The organism is Mesorhizobium sp. CNPSo 4684 (assembly GCF_057784315.1).
This window is the reverse complement of sequence record NZ_JBWLUX010000015.1, coordinates 184,146-202,648: the sequence shown is the minus strand read 5'-3', so window position 1 is coordinate 202,648 and position 18,503 is coordinate 184,146. Positions and strand designations below refer to the sequence as shown.

Here is an 18,503-nt window from a genome sequence, read left to right as displayed (position 1 = left end):
GTCTTTTGTTTATTGAGGCCCACACTAGGCCGCTTGGTTAAAGATTCAGGAATCCCGGCCGGTCCGCACGGACCTATTTCCGCCGGCTTGGTTATCGAAAGGTTTTAGGATAAGAAGGGGTTAATCCCGAACGTAACAGGAACTTCCGTCGCTTGGCGCTGAAAAGCGTGGCAGTATCGGCGGGTGATTCGCGGCACCGGATTCTATGGCAGGCATGGACGACAACAACGATCTTTTCGGCAATCTGGAAAAGCAGCCCCAACCGACCCGGACAACGGCGCGTCCAGCTGATCCGCTTGTGCAGGCCGCGAAGCGTCCCGTTGCGACCAAGGATGGCAGCGAAGGCTACAGCGCTGCCGACATCGAGGTGCTGGAAGGGCTGGAGCCGGTGCGGCGCCGTCCCGGCATGTATATTGGCGGCACCGATGACAAGGCGATGCACCATCTGTTCGCCGAGGTCATCGACAATTCGATGGACGAGGCGGTCGCCGGCCATGCCACCTTCATCGACGTCGAGCTTTCGGCCGACGGGTTTCTGACCGTTACCGACAATGGCCGCGGCATCCCGGTCGATCCGCATCCCAAATTCAAGAAGCCGGCGCTCGAAGTCATCATGACGACGCTGCATTCGGGCGGCAAATTCGACTCCAAGGTTTATGAGACCTCGGGCGGCCTGCACGGCGTCGGCGTCTCCGTCGTCAATGCGCTGTCGGACCATCTCGAAGTCGAAGTGGCGCGAGGCCGCCAGCTCTACCGCCAAAGATTCTCTCGTGGCGTTCCGGTGAGCGGGCTGGAGCAGCTCGGCGAAGTGCACAACCGGCGCGGCACCAAGATCCGCTTCCATCCCGACGAGCAGATCTTCGGCAAGGGCGCAGCCTTCGAGCCGGCGCGGCTCTATCGCATGACGCGCTCGAAAGCCTACCTGTTCGGCGGTGTCGAGATCCGCTGGAGCTGCGATCCGTCGCTGATCAAGGAAAAGGACCAGACGCCGGCCAAGGCGGAGTTCCATTTCCCCGGCGGCCTGAAGGACTACCTCAAGGCATCGCTCGGCGACGACTTCCAGGTGACGCGGGAAATCTTCGCCGGCAAGAGCGAGAAGCAGGGCGGCCACGGCTCGCTGGAATGGGCGGTGACCTGGTTCGGCGGCGACGGCTTCATCAACTCCTACTGCAACACCATCCCGACCGGCGAAGGCGGCACGCACGAAGCCGGCTTCCGCAATGTGCTGACACGCGGGCTTCGCGCCTATGCCGATCTCGTCGGCAACAAGCGCGCCTCGATCGTCACCTCCGAAGACGTCATGATCTCGGCGGCAGGCATGCTTTCGGTGTTCATCCGCGAGCCGGAATTCGTCGGCCAGACCAAGGATCGGCTGGCGACGATCGAGGCCATTCGCATTGTCGAGACCGCCATCCGCGATCCCTTCGACCATTGGCTGGCCGACAATCCGCAGGAAGCCTCCAAGCTCTTGGAATGGGTGATCGCGCGCGCCGACGAGCGGGTGCGCCGGCGTCAGGAAAAGGAAGTGTCGCGCAAGAGCGCGGTGCGCAAGCTCAGGCTACCCGGCAAGCTCGCCGACTGCACGCAGAATGCCGCAGCCGGCGCCGAGTTGTTCATCGTTGAAGGCGACTCGGCCGGCGGCTCGGCCAAGCAGGCGCGCGACCGCGCCAGCCAGGCCGTCCTGCCGCTGCGCGGTAAAATCCTCAACGTCGCCAGCGCCGGCAACGACAAGCTGGCCGCCAACCAGCAGATTTCGGATCTGATCCAGGCGCTCGGCTGCGGCACGCGCTCAAAATACCGCGACGAGGATCTGCGCTACGACCGCGTCATCATCATGACCGACGCCGACGTCGACGGCGCCCACATCGCCTCGCTGCTGATCACCTTCTTCTACCAGGAAATGCCGAACCTGGTGAATGGCGGCCATCTCTATCTGGCTGTGCCGCCGCTCTATTCGATCCGGCAAGGCGGCAAGGTCGCCTACGCCCGCGACGATGCGCACAAGGACGAGCTCTTGCGCACCGAGTTCACCGGCCGCGCCAAGGTCGAGATCGGCCGCTTCAAGGGCCTGGGCGAGATGATGGCAGCGCAGCTCAAGGAAACCACCATGGACCCGAGGAAGCGCACGCTGCTCAGGGTCGATGTCATCGATGCCGTGGCGGCGACCAAGGATGCGGTCGACGCGCTGATGGGAACCAAGCCTGAGGCCCGCTTCCGCTTCATCCAGGAACGCGCCGAATTCGCCGCGACGGAAGTGCTGGATATCTGAGCGTCAGCCGGTCTAGCCTGCGCTTCCGATACGGAGACCAGCTTGTGATCTGGGCGCGGCTGAAGAGCTATTTCGAAGCCGGTTTGGCGGGGCTGACTCAGCCGACACGCTCGGACTGGATTTTCGCGCTGCGCACCGTTTCGGCCGGCCTGATCGCGCTTCTCGTTGCCTACGCGCTAAAACTCGAACACCCGCAATGGGCGATGATGACAGTCTTCATCGTCGCCCAGCCGGTCGCCGGTATGGTGCTGGCGAAAGGCTTTTACCGGCTGCTCGGCACGCTGGCCGGTGGGCTTGCGGCGATCGGCATCACCTCCGTTTTCGGCACCAACCCCTGGCTGCTGGTCACGGCGTTGTCCGTCTGGATCGGCCTGTGCACGCTGGTTTCGTCGCTGCTGCGCAACCCGGAAGCCTATGGCGCCGCACTTGCCGGCTATACCGCGATGATCATTGGGCTGCCGGCCTTCGGCCAACCGCATGTGATCGTCGATCTCGCTGTCGCGCGCTGCGCCGAGATCGTGCTCGGCATCGTCTGTGCCGGGCTGACCAGCCGATTAATCCTGCCCAAGCTGGCGGCCGACGCCATCATCTCCAGGCTCAAGCGCAGCATCCTCGACCTTGCCATTTATGCAGGCGGCGCTTTTTCCGGCGGCGACCCGGCGACGCTGGCCGGCCTGCATGGCAAGCTGATCAGTGACGCCCAGACGCTGGCCGAGATGCGCACCTATGCCAGGCTCGAAGCGCCAAGCTTCGCCACCCGCGCCCATCCGGTCCGCCGCACCATCGGCCAACTCCTGTCGGCGCTGTCGGCGGCACGCGCGCTGCATTCGCACGCCGCGCCGAAAAACGCAGCACTTATCCCGGTGCGCTCCGAACTGCAGTCGCTGGTCAGCGAACTGGCAGTTATGCCCGAAGCACTGGACGATACGTCACCCTGGGTGACGCGGCTCGACGCGATCGCCGTCAAGGCCCGGCAAATGCCCGACGCCTCGATCGATCAAGGCAGCGACAGGGTCGGCACCATAACGCGCCTCACCATCGCCGCCGATTTCGCCGAAGCCTTCAAGCAGGTGCTGCGCGGCCTCGACGCTTTGCGCTCACCGATGACGCGCCCTGGCCGGGGCAACAGGCAACAGCCTGCGCTGGTGGTGCACCGCGACTACCCCGGTGCCTCGCGCAATGCCATACGCGCCGCCATTGCCACGCTGGCGGTCGCCGCCTTCTGGCTGACGACGAAATGGTCCGACGCGGCCGGCACCGTCATTCTCGTTGCCGTCGTCTCCAGTCTTTTCGCCGCGCGTCCTGACCCGGTGCAGGTGTCCTGGGGCTTCTTCAAGGGAACGCTGCTGGCTTTGCCCTTTGCCTTTCTTGTCGGCCAGGTCGCCCTGCCCGCTTTGCCCGGCTTCGGCTGGTTCACCCTGTTTGTGGTGCCGATCCTGATACCGACGGCGCTGGGCATGGCCAATCCGCGCACCGTCGGCGTGGCGACCGCCTTTGCCATCAATTTCCTCGCCTTCCTCAGCCCGCATCAGGCGATGACCTATGCTCCAGGCCCGTTCTTCGCCGGCTCGGCTTCAGTGCTGGTCGGCATCCTGCTGGCGATCGGCGTCTTCATCGTCGTGCTGCCCGCCGATCCATGGCTCGCGGCCAACCGCATCGTGCGCGCCATGCGCGAGGATCTGGCGCGGCTTTGCCTGCATGAGCGGGTGCCGCGGCGTTCTGCCTTCGAGAGCCTGGCCTATGACCGCATCAACCAGTTGATGCCGCTCCTGCAGAATGCCGGCAGGAAAGGCGATGCCGTCCTCGGCGGCGGCGTCGCCGCCGTCACCGTCGGCCTCGAAATCCTGCGCCTGCGCACCGCGCAGCAGAGCACGGCCACTCCTTCCGAAACCGCGCTTTCGATCGGCAATTTCCTGCGCGGCCTGGCGCGTGAACTGCTCTTTCGCGCACCCGGCGATCCGCAGACGGCAACCATCGCCGTCGCCCGGCAATATGCGGCCGGCCTCTCAGAGTGCAGCGGCAGTCCCGACACGCTGCAGATCGCAGCCTCGCTGCGCATCATCGCCGCCGCAATCGAGGACTTTCCGGATTTTTTCGCCAAGGATCGGGGCTAAGCAGTTATGCTGCGGCGATCGCCAGCGCATGCCCACGCGCATTTTCGCGCAGGGCGTCGAGATGGATCGACTTGACCAGGCCGGCGAGATCGCCCTCGGTGGACTGGCCGCCGAGTTCCTTCAACATCAGCCAACTGACTTCCTGCACGCCGGCGACGCGCTTGCCGTTGGCGACTTCGCGCCAGATCTTGAGCGCGCGCAGGATGATGGCGTGGGTGGGAGCGGCAAGGCCGGCGCCGCGAAACAGCGCCTGCAGCGCAACGTCCTGGCCGCCGGCAAGCAGCGCCCGCACCCGTTGCTCCGACTGTTGGCTGAGCGCGACCAGCGTCGAGCCGAAGAAGTCGACCTTGCCATGGGCAATGGTGCGGATGATGAAACTTGCGGTCAGGTCACCGCGCAGGCGCAGATGCTCGATGAGTGCGGCATGTTCCTCCGTGCGCGTGCCTTCGACCAGCCGCACCGAAGCCTTGACGCAGGCATCGCGCGTGACGCGCTCGGCTCTGGCCGCCCCCATCAGCGCCATCACCAGTGGTGAGCCCTTCAGCGTTTCGCCGAGCTTGACCAGCAGCATGTGCCGGCAGTCGGCAGGCAGCCTGCTATCGGTGACCATGGCCTCGCGCAAATGAGCGATATGGCCATGCCGCTCGGCCATACGGCGAAAGCTGAGCGATGCTATATCGGCGCCGTCATTGGCTAGCAGCGCGGCGCATGCTTCCGGTTCGCCGATCTCGGCAATGGCCGCGGCAACCGCCATCGAGACGACGGGCCGGTCGGCGATCAGCTTTTGCGTCGCCTTGTGACCGGCCGCAACGCGGTCGATCAGGTCGGCATCGGTAAGCAGCGGCGAGCGCGCCAGCACCAGGGCTGCCACTTCCGGCTGGTCGGAGGCGAGCGCGCTGATGATCTGCAGCGGGGCGTGGTGGCTCATCGACAGTGCCTCGGCCAGCGCCAGCCGCACCTTCGACGAGGCGTCGTCAAGCAGCAGCGTCAGCGCCGCCTCCGCAGCGCAGCGGTCCTCAAAGGGCAGTTCGGCGTTGATATAGGCGCGGGCCAGCGCGCTTGCCGCGGCCGCACGCTCCGATACCTTGGCGGTGTAGATCCATTTCAGGAAATGCGAAACAACGACCATGCCGCCTGCTTTTGCCCCTTGCCGGAAGGTTTCCGGCCCCACGAGGACCCTAGGCAGAAATGGTTTACGAACGGTTCACCATGTTTATTAACTGGCTTGCGGGTGGCATGGGCAGCGCCTATCAACCGTCAGGCAGCAGAGGAGGACGATAATGGCCGGGCTTTATCTCGAAGAGTTCGTCGTCGGCCATGTCTTCAGGCACACGCTGCGAAAGACCGTCACCGAAAGCGACAACATGCTGTTTTCGGTGATGACGCTGAACCCGCAGCCGCTGCATATAGACTTCGACTTCGCCGCCAAAAGCGAATGGGGCAGACCGCTGGTCAATTCACTGTTCACGCTCGGCCTGATGATCGGCATTTCCGTCAATGACATCACCGTCGGCACCACGGTCGCCAACCTCGGCATGAAGGAGACGGTGTTTCCCCACCCGGTTTTCCACGGCGACACCATCCGTGTCGAGACGACGGTGCTCTCGGTCCGGGACTCGAAATCGAAACCGGACCGCGGCATCGTCGAGTTCGAGCATCGCGCCTACAATCAAAGCGATGTGCTTGTCGCCAAATGCACGCGCCAGGCGATGATGATGAAAAAGGCGATCTGATGCGCTCGCTGCTGTTTGTGCCCGGCGATTCCGAAAAGAAGCTGGAGAAAGGCTTTGGCGCCGGCGCCGACGTGGTCATCGTCGACCTCGAGGATTCCGTCGCGTCACAAAACAAGGTGGCGGCGCGAGAGATCGCGGCACGCTTCATTGCCGGCAACAGGCAGCAGACAACCGCCATCTATATCAGAGTCAACGATCTCTCGACCGGATTGACCGACGATGATCTTGCAGTGCTGGTGGCAGTCAAACCCGACGGCATCATGCTGCCGAAGTCGAACAGCGGCCAGGATGTTCAGCAGCTCTCCGCAAAGCTCCGCGTGCACGAAGCCGAAAACGGATTGCCGGACGGCGGCATAAAAATCCTGCCGATCATCACCGAGACCGCTGCCGGCGTGCTTGCCGCCGCGAGCTATGCGGGGGCAAGCGCCCGGCTTGCCGGCCTCACCTGGGGTGCGGAAGACCTGTCGGCTGCGATCGGTGCGCGCGCCGCGCGCGACGACAACGGCCGCTATACCGATGTCTTCCGTCTTGCCCGCTCCATGACCATCCTCGCCGCCGGCGCGGCCGAAGTCGCGGCGATCGACACTGTCTTCCCCGCCTTTCGTGACATGGCTGCCTTCGAAGCCGAATGCGCCGAGGCCGAGCGCGACGGCTTTACCGGCAAGATGGCGATCCATCCGGCGCAAGTGCCGATCATCAACGCTGCTTTCACGCCATCGGCCGAGGCGATTGAACGATCGCAGGCCATCGTCGCAGCGTTCGAAGCTGCCGGAAATCCCGGCGTGGTCGGCATTGACGGCAAGATGTACGACCGGCCACATCTGCGGCTGGCCGAACGGCTCCTGGCCCGGGCCGGCGCTGCGGGCGTTTCTACTTAGTCCCGTTGAGTGTAGCGCCGCCCAACGGCCGCTCGTCGGCACGGATGCGCCGGCTCACGACGGCACGCGTTCAAGCCTTCCACGGCCCGGTGTAGTCGGCGTAGAGCTTTGCCGGATCGGGCCGCGGCCGTTCCGGCGCCGGCCCCTGGTAGGAGCCGATATGGACGAAGCCGACGACGCGTTCCTGCGGCGCCAGCCCCAGCAGTACCCTGCCCTCGGCCACGTCGGAATACCAGTTGCTGATCATGTTGGTGCCGTAGCCCAGCGCATTGGCCGCGATCATCAGGTTCATCGCCGCCATGCCGCCGGATAGGAACATTTCCCATTGCGGGATTTTTGGGTTGTCCTTCGGAACCGACACCACGCCGATCACCAGCGGCGCACGCGAAAACCGCGCCAGCTCCTGGTTGTGGCGGTTTTCCGGCAGCGGTCCTTCGCGCTGTTCGGCAAGGGCGGCGAGCTTCCTGCCGATCTCGACGCGCGCTTGGCCGCGATAGAGGATGAAGCGCCAGGGCTCCAGCCGGCCGTGATCAGGCACACGGCTTGCAGCCGCGATCATGGTCGCGATATCGGCATCGCTGGGCGCCGGCTCCTTCAATTCAGGGATCGGTGCGGAATTTCGGGTCAGCAGGAAGTCGATGATCGGCGACGCCATGGGGGCCTGGTCTCCTAAAGCACTCGATTTTGAGCTGAAGCGCGCCATTGCGGATCGGGGCGGCTCGGGCATTGGCGCGGACGCGCCGGACGAAAGAGCCTGTTGCCAAGGCGGACCGGACTCTTAAGCCTTGAAATTGCCACCGCCTTGGGCTTCAACGCAAGGCATGTTTGAGGGGACATTGCGCCTTTTCCTGATTTGGCTCGCCGCCGCGCTGTTGATGGTGCCGGCTTCGATGGCCATGGCGCAGAATGCCGACGGCATCTCCAATCTGAAACTCCCCGATATTTCGAGCTATACATCGCCCAAAAGCGGGACGTCGCTGGCGCTTAGTGGCGGTGGCGCCATAACGCTGTCGGCCCAACTTACCGACAAGGGCGCCGATATCACCCGCGGCATCGTCTGGCGCGTGTTCAAGCCCGAGGCCGCCAGCGACGGCAAGCTGCCGATGGTGGCGTCCGCGCATGGCGGCACCGCGGTGTTCCAGCTCGAACCGGGCAGCTATCTGGTGCACGCCTCCTACGGACGCGCCGGCGCCACCAAGCGCATCACCGTCGGCAAGGACGCCAAGCGCGAAAGCCTGGTGCTCGATGCCGGCGGCCTCAAGCTCGACGCGGTGCTGTCGGGCGGCGTGCGCATTCCACCGAAAAAGCTGCGCTTTTCCATCTATGAGGGCACCGCGGAGGCCAATGGCGACCGCGCTTTGATCATCCCCGATGTCGAGCCGAACAGCGTCGTGCGGCTCAACGCCGGCGTCTACCATGTCGTCTCCACCTATGGCGCGGTGAATGCCGTCATTCGCTCCGACATACGCGTCGAGGCCGGCAAGCTGACCGAAGCCACAGTCGAGCATCGTGCGGCTGAAATGACCATGAAGCTGGTGCGCGAGACCGGCGGCGAAGCCATCGCCGATACATCCTGGTCGCTGCTCAACGAATCCGGCGATCCGATCAAAGAAGCCGTCGGCGCCTTCGCCTCGATGGTGCTGGCCGAAGGCCAATACACCATCATCGCCAAGAACCGCGACCGCATCTACCAGAAGGATTTTACCGTCGTTGCCGGACAGAACCAGGAGATCGAGGTCCTGGCCACCGAGGCCTCGGCGATCGATCCCGAGGAAGGCGCCGACTAGGTCGTGGACTCATAAACCCGAAGCCGGACGGATGGACCTTGCGATTCGTTTCTGGGCACCGGTTGGAGTGGCTACGATCAGGCATTCGTGGTATGTTTTTGCCGCCTTGAAAGCGACGCGAACCGCGGTTTGCCTTGGGAGATGCCAAATGCGCATGTCCTTGCTCTTCATTCCACTACTGCTTGCACCGATTGTATCGCATGCCGCCGATATTCACGACGCCGCCATGAAGGGCGATGTTGCGGCTATCACGGCAGCGCTCGACGCTGGTGCCGGCGTCGATGAGAGCGACGGGCGCACGACACCACTCTATCTTGCGGTCAAAGGCGGTCATTTTGCAGCGGCAAAACTGCTCATTGAACGCGGTGCCGACGTCAACGCCGTCCCGGACCCGCGTTTGGGTCCTGCCCTTATGCTGGCTTTGGCAAAACGCAGGACCGATTTGATCAATCTGTTGCTGGACGGGGGCGCAAATCCAAATTCGAAGCGCAGCCGCGAAAACGCTATCCACATCGCGGTCAATCTCGGTTGCCTCGATTGCGTGAAAGCACTGGTTGAGGCCGGCGCGGACGTGAATGCGAAGACAAAGGACGGCAAGACACCGCTCCATCTGGCAAAATTCAAGGGGCAACGCGAAGTCGCCGACTATCTCATGTCGCACGGCGTCGTCTTGCCAACACCAGCTCCGATCTCGATGAAGTTGGCTGCTGCCGATGTCGAGAAAGGCCGAACCTACTTCACACATGTGTGCCACGGTTGCCACAATGCCGAGCCACAGGGAGGGATCAAAACGGGACCGAACTTATGGGGCGTCGTCGGCCGCGACAAGGCATCCATGGCAAATATGCGTTACTCCGACACCTTGCTGGCCTTGGAGGGTGTATGGACGTACGAGGACCTGAACAAATATCTGCTTGAGCCCATGCTCACCACGCCGGGTGTTTACATGGAGGTGCCTGGCGTCCCGGACGAGACCGAACGGGTCAACCTGATCGCCTACTTGCGTACACTCAGCGACAAACCGCTCCCACTGCCCTAGGAGCTATTGAGCAAAAGGGCCGAGATTGGTCGAAACGTTGATTGACTGATCGTCGTTTATGAGTACACGCCCTAGTTAGCGTTTCTCAGGCGGCCTTGCGCAGGCGGCGCGGCAGGAAATGGACGCGGCCACGCGGCGCATCGGGCGCCAGATCGAAGACGCCGCGATGAAGACGGTCGAGCAAGGCCTTGCGGTCGCGCAGCGGCTCCAGTTCGTCCCAGCGCAGCACGTTGCCGACGCGCACGTCGATCGCCTTGCCGGACAGGCGTGCGAATTCGCGGATGAGCATTGAAAGGCGCAGCGTCAGCGACGCCTTGCCGACGAATTTCGCCACCCGTCCCTCACGCTCGGCCATGTTCATCGGGCCGCTGACCAGATGGAACAGCCGGCCGTTCTGTCCGGAAAAATGCATCGGCACCACCGACGCCTTGGCATCCTGCACGAGGCGCGCCGGAAACATCTTCCACGGCAGATCGCGCGCCCGGCCAAAGCCTTTCGGCGCGGTGGCGACGCCTCCGGCCGGAAACACGACGATGGTGACGCCCTCTTTCAACAGCCGCACTGCCTCATGGCGCACCGCCATGTTGTTCTTCACCGCGTCCTTGGTCTCGGAAAAGTCGATCGGCAGCGAGTACGGTTCCATCTCGCGGATCTTGAGCAGATCCTTGTGGATCATGACGCGGAACGGACGCCCGAGCTGCTCGGCCAGCGACAGCACGGCAATGCCGTCGCCGATGCCGAACGGATGGTTGGCGACGATCACCAACGGTGTGTCAGGCAGCTTGGCAGGAGGCCATTGATCGGCGCTGCGCACCTTGACGTCGATCAGCTCCAACATGCGGCTGAACACGCGCTCGCCGGTCGGCGCCACCTGGCGGCGCCAGAAATCGTAGAGCGCGGCATAGCGGTCGCGCCCCGACAGGCCTTCAATGGAATGGATGAACCAGCGCGTCAGCGCCGGCTGGCTCGCATTGGCGTAGGACAGCTCGGGAAACGGTCTTTCCCGCATTTTCAGCTTGAGCATGTGGGCTCGTTACAGGGTTGGCGTGACAGGCATGTGAAAATGGCGGTGGATCGCTCCACCGCCATTTCCTGGAGAGATCGATGGTTTCAGGCCGCGCGCCGTCTGCGGTCGGGCGAAGTGGCCTCGTCGGACAGCAGCTTGAGCGCATCGGCCAGCTTGAGCGATTCCTGGTCGCGGGAGCCGAGCCGGCGGATGTTGACCGTCTCCTCCTCCGCCTCGCGCTTGCCGCAGACGAGGATCACCGGGACCTTGGCCAGCGAATGCTCGCGCACCTTGTAGTTGATCTTCTCGTTGCGCAGGTCCACTTCGGCCAAAAGCCCTGCCGCCTTCAATTGCGCGACAACCTTGCGGGCATAGTCGTCGGCATCGGACGTGATGGTCGCCACCACCACCTGCAGCGGCGCGAACCACAGCGGGAAATGGCCGGAATAGTGCTCGGTCAGAATGCCGAGGAAGCGCTCCATCGAGCCGCAGATGGCGCGATGCACCATCACCGGCTGCTTCTTTTCCGAATCCGAACCGATGTAAAAAGCGCCAAAACGCTCCGGCAGGTTGAAGTCGACCTGCGTGGTACCGCACTGCCATTCGCGGCCGATGGCGTCCTTCAGCACATACTCGAACTTCGGCCCATAGAAGGCGCCCTCGCCCGGATTGATCGAGGTCTTGATGCGGTTGCCCGACCGCGTCCTGATCGTATCCAGCACGCTGTTCATGATCGCCTCGGCGTGGTCCCAGGCGTCGTCGGTGCCGACGCGCTTGTCAGGTCGCGTCGACAGCTTCACGGAGACCTCGTCGAACCCGAAATCGGCATAGGTCGACAGGATCAGGTCATTGATGCGCAAGCACTCGGCGGCGAGTTGATCCTCGGTGCAGAAGATATGCGCATCGTCTTGCGTGAAACCGCGCACGCGCATCAGCCCGTGCAGCGCGCCGGACGGTTCGTAGCGATGCACATTGCCGAATTCTGCAAGTTTTACGGGCAGATCGCGATAGGATTTCAACCCATGCTTGAAGATCTGCACGTGGCCCGGACAGTTCATCGGCTTCAGCGCGAACACGCGGTCGTCATCGGTGTCGTCGCCGGCCACCGTCACCTTGAACATGGCGTCGCGATACCAGCCCCAGTGACCCGACGTCTCCCACAGGCTCTTGTCCAGAACCTGGGGCGCGTTGACCTCCTGGTAGCCCTGTTCGTCGAGGCGGCGGCGCATGTAGTTGACCAGGTTCTGGAACATCTTCCAGCCCTTGGCGTGCCAGAAGACGACGCCCGGTCCCTCTTCCTGGAAATGGAACAGATCCATTTCGCGGCCGAGTTTGCGGTGGTCGCGCTTCTCCGCCTCCTCCAGCATCGTCTGGTAGGCATCGAGCTCAGCCTGGTCGGCCCACGCCGTGCCGTAGATGCGGGTCAGCATCGGGTTGTTCGAATCGCCGCGCCAATAGGCACCGGCCACCTTCATCAGCTTGAAGGCGTTGCCGATCTGCCCGGTCGAGGCCATGTGCGGCCCGCGGCAGAGGTCGAACCAGTCGCCCTGGGCATAGATCTTGAGATCCTGGTCCTCGGGAATGGCATCGATCAGCTCGAGCTTGTAGCGCTCGCCCTTCTCGGCAAAGACCTTTTTCGCTTTGTCGCGCGACCAGACTTCCTTGGTGAACGGCTTGTTGCGCGCGATGATCTCGCGCATCTTCTTTTCGATCACCGGGAAATCGTCCGGCGTAAACGGCTCGTTGCGAGCGAAGTCGTAATAGAATCCGTTCTCGATCACCGGCCCGATGGTCACCTGCGTTCCCGGCCACAGCTCCTGCACGGCCTCCGCCAGCACGTGCGCCGCATCGTGGCGGATGAGCTCCAGTGCGCGCGGATCGGTGCGGGTGATGATCTCGACCTTGCCGGGCTTGCCGAGCGGGTCGGAAAGATCACGCACAGTGCCGTCGATGGCATAGGCGACGGCTTTCTTGGCCAGCGACTTCGAGATCGATTCGGCCAGCCCAGCACCGGTCATCGCCGCGTCGTAGTCGCGGACGGAGCCATCGGGAAATGTCAGGGAAACGGAATTAAGCATCAGGTATTCTCCTATCCAGTCCCGCAAACGAGCGCGGGTGGTCGTGGTGTGAAGCCGGAGGCATCCGGCAGCGGGCGGGTTTTAGAGGCAGCACGGTAAGAGGTAAAGAGCCGTCGTTGGCGCAGCCGTCAGGAATTGGCGGGACAGATGTCGCAGGCCAGTCGCACAGGCTTGCGAATTTCCCCGACACGAGGTTGGAATCCCCGGCATGGAAGACGCAAAACCCAGCCGGACCGCACTGGGCGTCGCGCGCCTGCGGGCTCTCCATCAGTTCTCGCCGCAGGCGGCGCTGTTTCGCGACCCATATGCGAGTGCGATTCTGGGCGATGCCGCACCGACGGCAAAGGAGCTCGAGCAGGAAGATGAGCGCAGCCGGCGCATGCGCCTGTTCGTGGCCTCGCGTGCCCGTCTCGCCGAGGACTGGCTGGCTGCGGCGGTGCGCCGGGGGCGTTCGGCAACTGGTGGTGCTCGGCGCCGTCTCGACACTTTCTCGCTGCGCAATCCATACCCGGATGTCGCGGTGTTCGAAGTCGATCATCCGGCAACGCAGGCCTGGAAACGCAAATGCCTCGCCGATGCTGGCCTTGCCGAACCGCCGGCCACCACGTTCGTGCCAGTCAATTTCGAGCGGCAGAACCCGGCGGACGAACTGGCATTAGCCGGCTTGAGGCCAGCCGAGCCCAATTTCTTCATCTGGCTCGGCGTCGTTCCGTATCTGAGCCAGGAAGCGATCTTCAGCACCCTGTCCTGGATTGCCGGCATGCCCGGTTCGGAGGTCGTCTTCGACTATAGCGAGCCGGCCGAGAACCGCGATGCGGCGGGACAGGCTGCCCTGTCCTTCCATGCAGCGCGCGTCGCCGCTGTCGGCGAGCCCTGGATCAGCTTCTTCGTACCCGCCGCACTGGCACAATCACTGCGCGAGCTCGGCTTCGATGAGATCGAAGATCTGGAAAGCGGCGACATCGCCGCCCGCTTCTCCAAGGCGCCAAAGGCAGAGGCAAGGAATTCCGGCGGCCACCTCATCCGTGCCCGCCGGAGCGCTTAAGCCACGCAAGGTCACTTCACCAGCTGCGGCAAATCCTTCAGGAACGCCGTGCGCGTCGCAGGGCCTTTCGGCGTGTCGACCGGCTTGGTATCGACCACCAGCCGGGCAAAGACGATCCGGCGTCCGCCCTTTTCGGCCCAGCCGACGAACCAGCCCAGCGAGCGCTTGTCCTTGCTGTTGCCGAGCCTTGTGCTGCCGGTCTTGCCCTGCACCGTCCAGTCGCCGGCCTGAAAACTCGGCAGGATGGCTTGGGTCATCTCATGCGCCTTGGCCGTAACAGGCATCTTGCCGGCAAGCAGCTGGCGCAGGAAGGCTGTCTGTTCGACCGGTGATATCTCAAGCGAGGAATTTATCCAGGATTGCGTGAGCCCGTTGTCCTTGCCGGGATCGCCCGAGACATCCATGTTGCCGTAGCCGAATTTCGAGACGTAGCCGGCAAAGCTTTTCGCGCCGAGCCGGCGCACGATCTCGCGCGAATACCACACGATCGAGTCGCGCTCCCAGATCGTCGGGTCGACGGTTTTGTGGTCGCGCTTCACGGCCTTGAACTCGGGCTTGTAGACCCAGCTCGGCGTATGCGCGTCACTCAGGATGCCGCTGTCGTAACCGATCAGCGCCAGCGGCACCTTGAACGTGGAAGCCGGGCTGACGCGTTGGTCGCAGACGCCGTTCTGATAGAGCGTCTCGCCGCTCGCCGCGTCCTGGATAAGCGTGCATGCGACATCGCCGAGCGGCGCCGAGTGCGCCCGCATCGGAAACCCCAAAAACCAGGCCAGAAGGAACAGGACCGCGGCAATGATAAAGGGATGGGTTTCGATCCGACGCATGTGAGCTCTCCTGGGAATGACAAGAGGCGCTTAGCGAGTTGTCTTGGCTCGATTTTGACTCAAATGCGCAGTCTTTGTGCAGGCCGTTGTTAACCCTACCGGACCGTAAAGAAATGCGGCCTTGGCGATCTGAATCAAGGGCCAAGAGCGTCGCCGTCAGGCCTCGCCGCGCTTCTTGCCGATCCGCCAGTACCGCCAGGGCATGAACCAGACATAGCGTGGGGCGAGCACCTCCGGAACACGGTCTATGCCATGCGTTCCGAACGGCCCGCAGCGCAGCACGCGAAACAACCCCATCCAGCCGCCGGCCCACAAGCCGTGCCGGGCAATCGCCTCATGCGCGTATTCGGAACAGGTCGGCAGATGCCGGCAGGAGTTGCCGACAAAGCCGGACAGCGTCAGCTGGTACAGCCGCACCAGCGACGTGCCGAAAATGCGGCCGGGCGTCCTGCGCCAGGGACCGGGCCAGTTGCGCCCGCGCTGGGTCTGTCCGGTGGCATGCACATGCCGGTGCTGGTCGCCCACGGCGAACTCTTTCTGAACGTGATCCGAACCCGTTTTTCGGGATCGGCTTGCGCTTCCAAGCCGATAGATGTGAGCTTCGGCAGGCAAACGCAATCCCGTTCACGCTCTTGCTTCCCTGTCGGCATCAGAGTCGCGAGCGACGAAAGGGATGCCGCTCCGTTGGACTCGCCCAGCGGGTGGCCGGCCGTTCCTCGATGCGCGGGGCGTGATGCCGCCTGTCGCCACGCCATTGAAACGTCGCGATCCGCATCACATCGCCAAAGATTTCCAGAAACTGGATCATGTCCGTGTCTCCTTTGAGACGGATTAGACGCCCACTGGTCTTCGCCTTCAAACGAGTATAATTTCCGCTTCGGATAACTTTGGGTTATGCGAATGAAGCGCGGCCGGCTGCCCCTGACAGCGTTGCGAAGTTTCGAGGCAGCCGGCCGGCAATTGAGTTTCAGCCGGGCCGCCGAGGAGCTGTTCGTCTCGCAGGCCGCGATCAGCCGGCAGATCCGCGAGCTCGAGCAGTTCCTACGGCAACCCCTGTTTCACCGTCATCATCGCCGGGTCGAACTCACCGAGGCGGGCCAGCGCCTGCTCGATCAGCTGGTCAGAAGTTTCGACGACATCGACAGGCTGCTTTCGGACCTGGTGGCGGCCCCGGCGCAGTCCGTGGTTCGCGTCAGCGTCGAGCCTTCGCTGGCCTCGGTATGGCTGTTGCCGCGGCTCAACCGCTTCAGCCAGTTGCGGCCCGATATCGACGTTTCCCTCGAAGTTGACCCAAGGCCGATCGAGTTCCGCAGCGATCAGCCCGAGCTTGCCTTGCGCTTCAGTGCGCGCGCCACATCATGGCCGCGCAGCGAAGCCGAATGGCTCGCTTCGACCGTCGATTCACCGGTCCTGTCGCCGGCCTTGCTGGCGTCGGGCCCTTCTCTCGAAAAGCCCCTCGACCTCGCCGGCTACACGCTGTTGCATGAGGAAAACCGTCAAGGCTGGGCGCGCTGGTTCGAGGCAGCCGGCGTGGCCGCCGACGCCATTCCGGCGCGCGGCCCGATGTTGGCGGATGTGTCGCTGTCAAAGCAGGCGGCCCTGCTCGGACACGGCGTGGCGCTCGGCGACCTGTTGCAGATCGGTGAGGAGATCGCGTCCGGCGCGCTGATCAAGCCGTTCGACATCGATGTCGCATCCGGCGCCTACTGGCTGGTGGCCAGGAGTTTGAATGACCTGCCGGAACCGGCCAAGGCTTTTGCCGACTGGGTGAGAAGCGAATTTGCCGAAAGCAGAAGGACTCAGGAAACGAAGGCTGGAGCCACCGGCTAGTTAGCGAGCCAGCAAGGCTCGAAGCAAAAACACCAGGCTCTGGCGGTCAAACGGCAAGGTCAGGCGGCTTCTTCGGCGCGTTTCTTCTTCTCGATCTGGCCGATGGCATCGACTACGGCATCGAAGGTCAGCATGGTCGAGGCATGGCGCGCCTTGTAGTCGCGCACCGGCTCCAGATATTTCAGATCGGCGAAACGACCGTCTGGCGGCGCCCCGTTTTCCTTGAGCATCTTCAGCATGGTGTCGCGCACGGCCCGCAATTCGTCAGCGCTGGCGCCGATGACATGCTGAGCCATGATCGAGGACGAGGCCTGGCCAAGCGCGCAGGCCTTCACGTCATGGGCGAAATCGGTGACGACGCCATCGTCCATCTTGAGGTCGACAGTCACCGTCGAGCCGCACAATTTGGAATGGGCACGTGCCGTCGCGTCCGGATCATCGAGCCGGCCGATGCGTGCGATGTTTCCGGCAAAACCCAGAATTTTCGCATTGTAGACGTCGTCAATCATATTTTTCCAATCCGTCGCCGCCAAGCGAACAGCGATTGCCGCTATGGCGTCTTTCATTCGCTGGGCACGACCATATATAATGCTGGCAGTCGGGTATCGACAAGGCAACGCAAAGCCGCCGTCCTTGCCCATTCGTTCACGCCGCTTGCGGGCTGGAAGCCGGGCGAATTTCCAGCACCCGAAAGGTCGTGGTCCGTTCAACTCGTTCCTCCTGAGAGAGGAACTACGGGAGACGCCTTTATGGATGCCGTCATCAAGAAAATCATGCCCCCTTCCGACTACCTGGACAAGCCCGTCACCGACAGGCCGAGCGAAGCCGAGGTCGAGGCCGCCGTGCGCACGCTGTTGCGCTGGACCGGCGACAATCCGACCCGCGAAGGCCTGATCGACACGCCCAAGCGCGTTACCAAGGCCTACCTCGAAATGTTCAACGGCTACGACATGTGCCCGGCCGAAGAACTTGGCCGCACCTTCGAGGAAGTCGCCGGCTATGACGATCTCGTCATCGTCAGGGACATCCAGTTCCATTCGCATTGCGAGCATCACATGGTGCCAATTATCGGCAAGGCGCATGTCGGCTATCTGCCGGACGGCAAGGTCGTCGGCCTGTCCAAGATCGCCCGCGTCGTCGATATCTTTGCCCACCGCCTGCAGACGCAGGAAGCGATGACCGCGCAGATCGCCGGCGTCATCCAGGACGTGCTCAATCCGCGCGGCGTCGCCGTGATGATCGAGGCCGAGCATATGTGCATGGCTATGCGCGGTATCCGCAAGCAGGGCTCCACCACGCTGACCTCGACCTTCACCGGCGTGTTCAAGGACACGCCCGAGGAACAGGTCCGTTTCGTCACCATGGTGCGCGGCCTCGGGGCCCCTCGTCGGCATCGCTAGATCAAGGACCGGCGATGTCGGCACTGGAATTCCCCAAAGCTCCATCGGACAAGAAGGCTCTGGAAGAAGGCGCGGTGTTTTCACCGCGCTTTGACGCCAGCGGTCTCGTCACGGTCGTAGTCACCGACGCCGCTGACGGCATGTTGCTGATGGTCGCGCATATGAATGCCGAGGCGCTGGCGCTGACGCTGGAGACCGGCATTGCCCATTACTGGTCGCGCTCGCGCAACGCACTGTGGAAGAAGGGCGAAACATCGGGCAATCTTCAGACCGTCGTCGAGATGCTCACGGATTGTGATCAGGACGCCATATGGCTTCGCGTGAAAGTGTTGGGCCACGACGCAACCTGTCACACCGGCCGGCGTTCATGCTTCTATCGGACGGTGGGGCTCAACGACGGCAAGGCGACGCTTGCCGACGATGGCAGTGAACCGCTGTTCGATGCGGACCAGACGTATCGAAAGTGAACCATTCAACAGTCACAAACCACTCATATT

General features: G+C 63.2%; 18 protein-coding genes. 10 read left to right on the top strand and 8 right to left on the bottom strand.

The window, feature by feature from the left end; translation table 11 throughout:
• Positions 1 to 214 precede the first annotated feature (214 nt).
• On the top strand, positions 215 to 2,269 hold the full coding sequence (gene parE / locus AC04SG_RS16580) for a DNA topoisomerase IV subunit B (protein WP_112564842.1): 2,055 nt from the start codon (positions 215 to 217) through the stop codon (positions 2,267 to 2,269).
• Positions 2,270 to 2,313: 44 nt separating this feature from the next.
• Positions 2,314 to 4,383 (top strand): FUSC family protein, encoded by a 2,070-nt coding sequence (locus AC04SG_RS16575; RefSeq protein WP_488551902.1) that lies wholly within the window; start codon positions 2,314 to 2,316, stop codon positions 4,381 to 4,383.
• A gap of 4 nt (positions 4,384 to 4,387) precedes the next feature.
• Here AC04SG_RS16575 and AC04SG_RS16570 read toward each other — a convergent pair whose 3' ends face one another.
• Complete coding sequence (locus tag AC04SG_RS16570) at positions 4,388 to 5,512, bottom strand: DUF2336 domain-containing protein (protein WP_488551901.1); 1,125 nt, start codon at positions 5,510 to 5,512, stop codon at positions 4,388 to 4,390.
• A 91-nt stretch (positions 5,513 to 5,603) separates the two neighbouring features.
• Here AC04SG_RS16570 and AC04SG_RS16565 point away from each other — a divergent pair, with 91 nt between their 5' ends.
• Together AC04SG_RS16565 and AC04SG_RS16560 are read left to right on the top strand one after the other, a co-directional pair.
• Entirely contained in the window at positions 5,604 to 6,116 is a 513-nt protein-coding gene (locus AC04SG_RS16565) for a MaoC family dehydratase (protein WP_488551937.1), read from the top strand.
• On the top strand, positions 6,116 to 6,994 hold the full coding sequence (locus AC04SG_RS16560) for an HpcH/HpaI aldolase/citrate lyase family protein (RefSeq protein WP_488551900.1): 879 nt from the start codon (positions 6,116 to 6,118) through the stop codon (positions 6,992 to 6,994). The genes AC04SG_RS16565 and AC04SG_RS16560 overlap by 1 nt, the downstream gene beginning before the upstream one ends.
• A 70-nt stretch (positions 6,995 to 7,064) precedes the next feature.
• On the opposite strand, the gene AC04SG_RS16555 is transcribed toward AC04SG_RS16560, so the two are convergent.
• Complete coding sequence (locus tag AC04SG_RS16555) at positions 7,065 to 7,649, bottom strand: nitroreductase family protein (RefSeq protein ID WP_488551899.1); 585 nt, start codon at positions 7,647 to 7,649, stop codon at positions 7,065 to 7,067.
• A gap of 166 nt (positions 7,650 to 7,815) precedes the next feature.
• On the opposite strand from AC04SG_RS16555, the gene AC04SG_RS16550 reads away from it, so the two are divergent.
• Positions 7,816 to 8,781 carry a hypothetical protein gene (locus AC04SG_RS16550; protein WP_488551898.1) on the top strand — a complete coding sequence of 322 codons (966 nt, stop codon included), beginning with the start codon at positions 7,816 to 7,818 and terminating at the stop codon, positions 8,779 to 8,781.
• A gap of 148 nt (positions 8,782 to 8,929) precedes the next feature.
• Entirely contained in the window at positions 8,930 to 9,820 is an 891-nt protein-coding gene (locus AC04SG_RS16545) for an ankyrin repeat domain-containing protein (RefSeq protein WP_436260197.1), read from the top strand.
• 85 nt (positions 9,821 to 9,905) lie between these two features.
• On the opposite strand, the gene AC04SG_RS16540 is transcribed toward AC04SG_RS16545, so the two are convergent.
• Both AC04SG_RS16540 and thrS read right to left on the bottom strand, forming a co-directional pair.
• Positions 9,906 to 10,844 carry a lysophospholipid acyltransferase family protein gene (locus AC04SG_RS16540; RefSeq protein ID WP_488551897.1) on the bottom strand — a complete coding sequence of 313 codons (939 nt, stop codon included), beginning with the start codon at positions 10,842 to 10,844 and terminating at the stop codon, positions 9,906 to 9,908.
• Between the two features lie 86 nt (positions 10,845 to 10,930).
• On the bottom strand, positions 10,931 to 12,904 hold the full coding sequence (gene thrS / locus AC04SG_RS16535; RefSeq protein WP_488551896.1) for a threonine--tRNA ligase: 1,974 nt from the start codon (positions 12,902 to 12,904) through the stop codon (positions 10,931 to 10,933).
• A gap of 208 nt (positions 12,905 to 13,112) precedes the next feature.
• Here thrS and AC04SG_RS16530 point away from each other — a divergent pair, with 208 nt between their 5' ends.
• A complete protein-coding gene (locus AC04SG_RS16530) occupies positions 13,113 to 13,949 on the top strand; it encodes an SAM-dependent methyltransferase (RefSeq protein WP_488551895.1) in 837 nt (278 codons plus the stop codon).
• Between the two features lie 11 nt (positions 13,950 to 13,960).
• Here the strand turns inward: AC04SG_RS16530 and blaOXA are convergent, their stop codons facing one another.
• The 3 genes from blaOXA to AC04SG_RS16515 form a co-directional block, all read right to left on the bottom strand.
• Positions 13,961 to 14,776 carry a class D beta-lactamase gene (gene blaOXA / locus AC04SG_RS16525; protein WP_488551894.1) on the bottom strand — a complete coding sequence of 272 codons (816 nt, stop codon included), beginning with the start codon at positions 14,774 to 14,776 and terminating at the stop codon, positions 13,961 to 13,963.
• A 156-nt stretch (positions 14,777 to 14,932) separates the two neighbouring features.
• Complete coding sequence (gene yidD / locus AC04SG_RS16520; RefSeq protein ID WP_352557520.1) at positions 14,933 to 15,301, bottom strand: membrane protein insertion efficiency factor YidD; 369 nt, start codon at positions 15,299 to 15,301, stop codon at positions 14,933 to 14,935.
• 124 nt (positions 15,302 to 15,425) lie between these two features.
• On the bottom strand, positions 15,426 to 15,584 hold the full coding sequence (locus AC04SG_RS16515) for a hypothetical protein (protein WP_488551893.1): 159 nt from the start codon (positions 15,582 to 15,584) through the stop codon (positions 15,426 to 15,428).
• 92 nt (positions 15,585 to 15,676) lie between these two features.
• On the opposite strand from AC04SG_RS16515, the gene AC04SG_RS16510 reads away from it, so the two are divergent.
• Positions 15,677 to 16,606, top strand: coding sequence for a LysR substrate-binding domain-containing protein (locus tag AC04SG_RS16510; protein ID WP_488551936.1), 930 nt, complete (start codon positions 15,677 to 15,679; stop codon positions 16,604 to 16,606).
• A gap of 59 nt (positions 16,607 to 16,665) precedes the next feature.
• Here the strand turns inward: AC04SG_RS16510 and AC04SG_RS16505 are convergent, their stop codons facing one another.
• Positions 16,666 to 17,115 carry an iron-sulfur cluster assembly scaffold protein gene (locus AC04SG_RS16505; protein WP_488551892.1) on the bottom strand — a complete coding sequence of 150 codons (450 nt, stop codon included), beginning with the start codon at positions 17,113 to 17,115 and terminating at the stop codon, positions 16,666 to 16,668.
• Positions 17,116 to 17,355: 240 nt separating this feature from the next.
• Between AC04SG_RS16505 and folE the strand changes: the two genes are divergently transcribed.
• Positions 17,356 to 18,006, top strand: coding sequence for a GTP cyclohydrolase I FolE (gene folE / locus AC04SG_RS16500; RefSeq protein ID WP_488551891.1), 651 nt, complete (start codon positions 17,356 to 17,358; stop codon positions 18,004 to 18,006).
• Positions 18,007 to 18,020: 14 nt separating this feature from the next.
• A complete protein-coding gene (gene hisI, locus AC04SG_RS16495) occupies positions 18,021 to 18,473 on the top strand; it encodes a phosphoribosyl-AMP cyclohydrolase (protein WP_488551890.1) in 453 nt (150 codons plus the stop codon).
• The last annotated feature ends 30 nt before the right edge of the window (positions 18,474 to 18,503 follow it).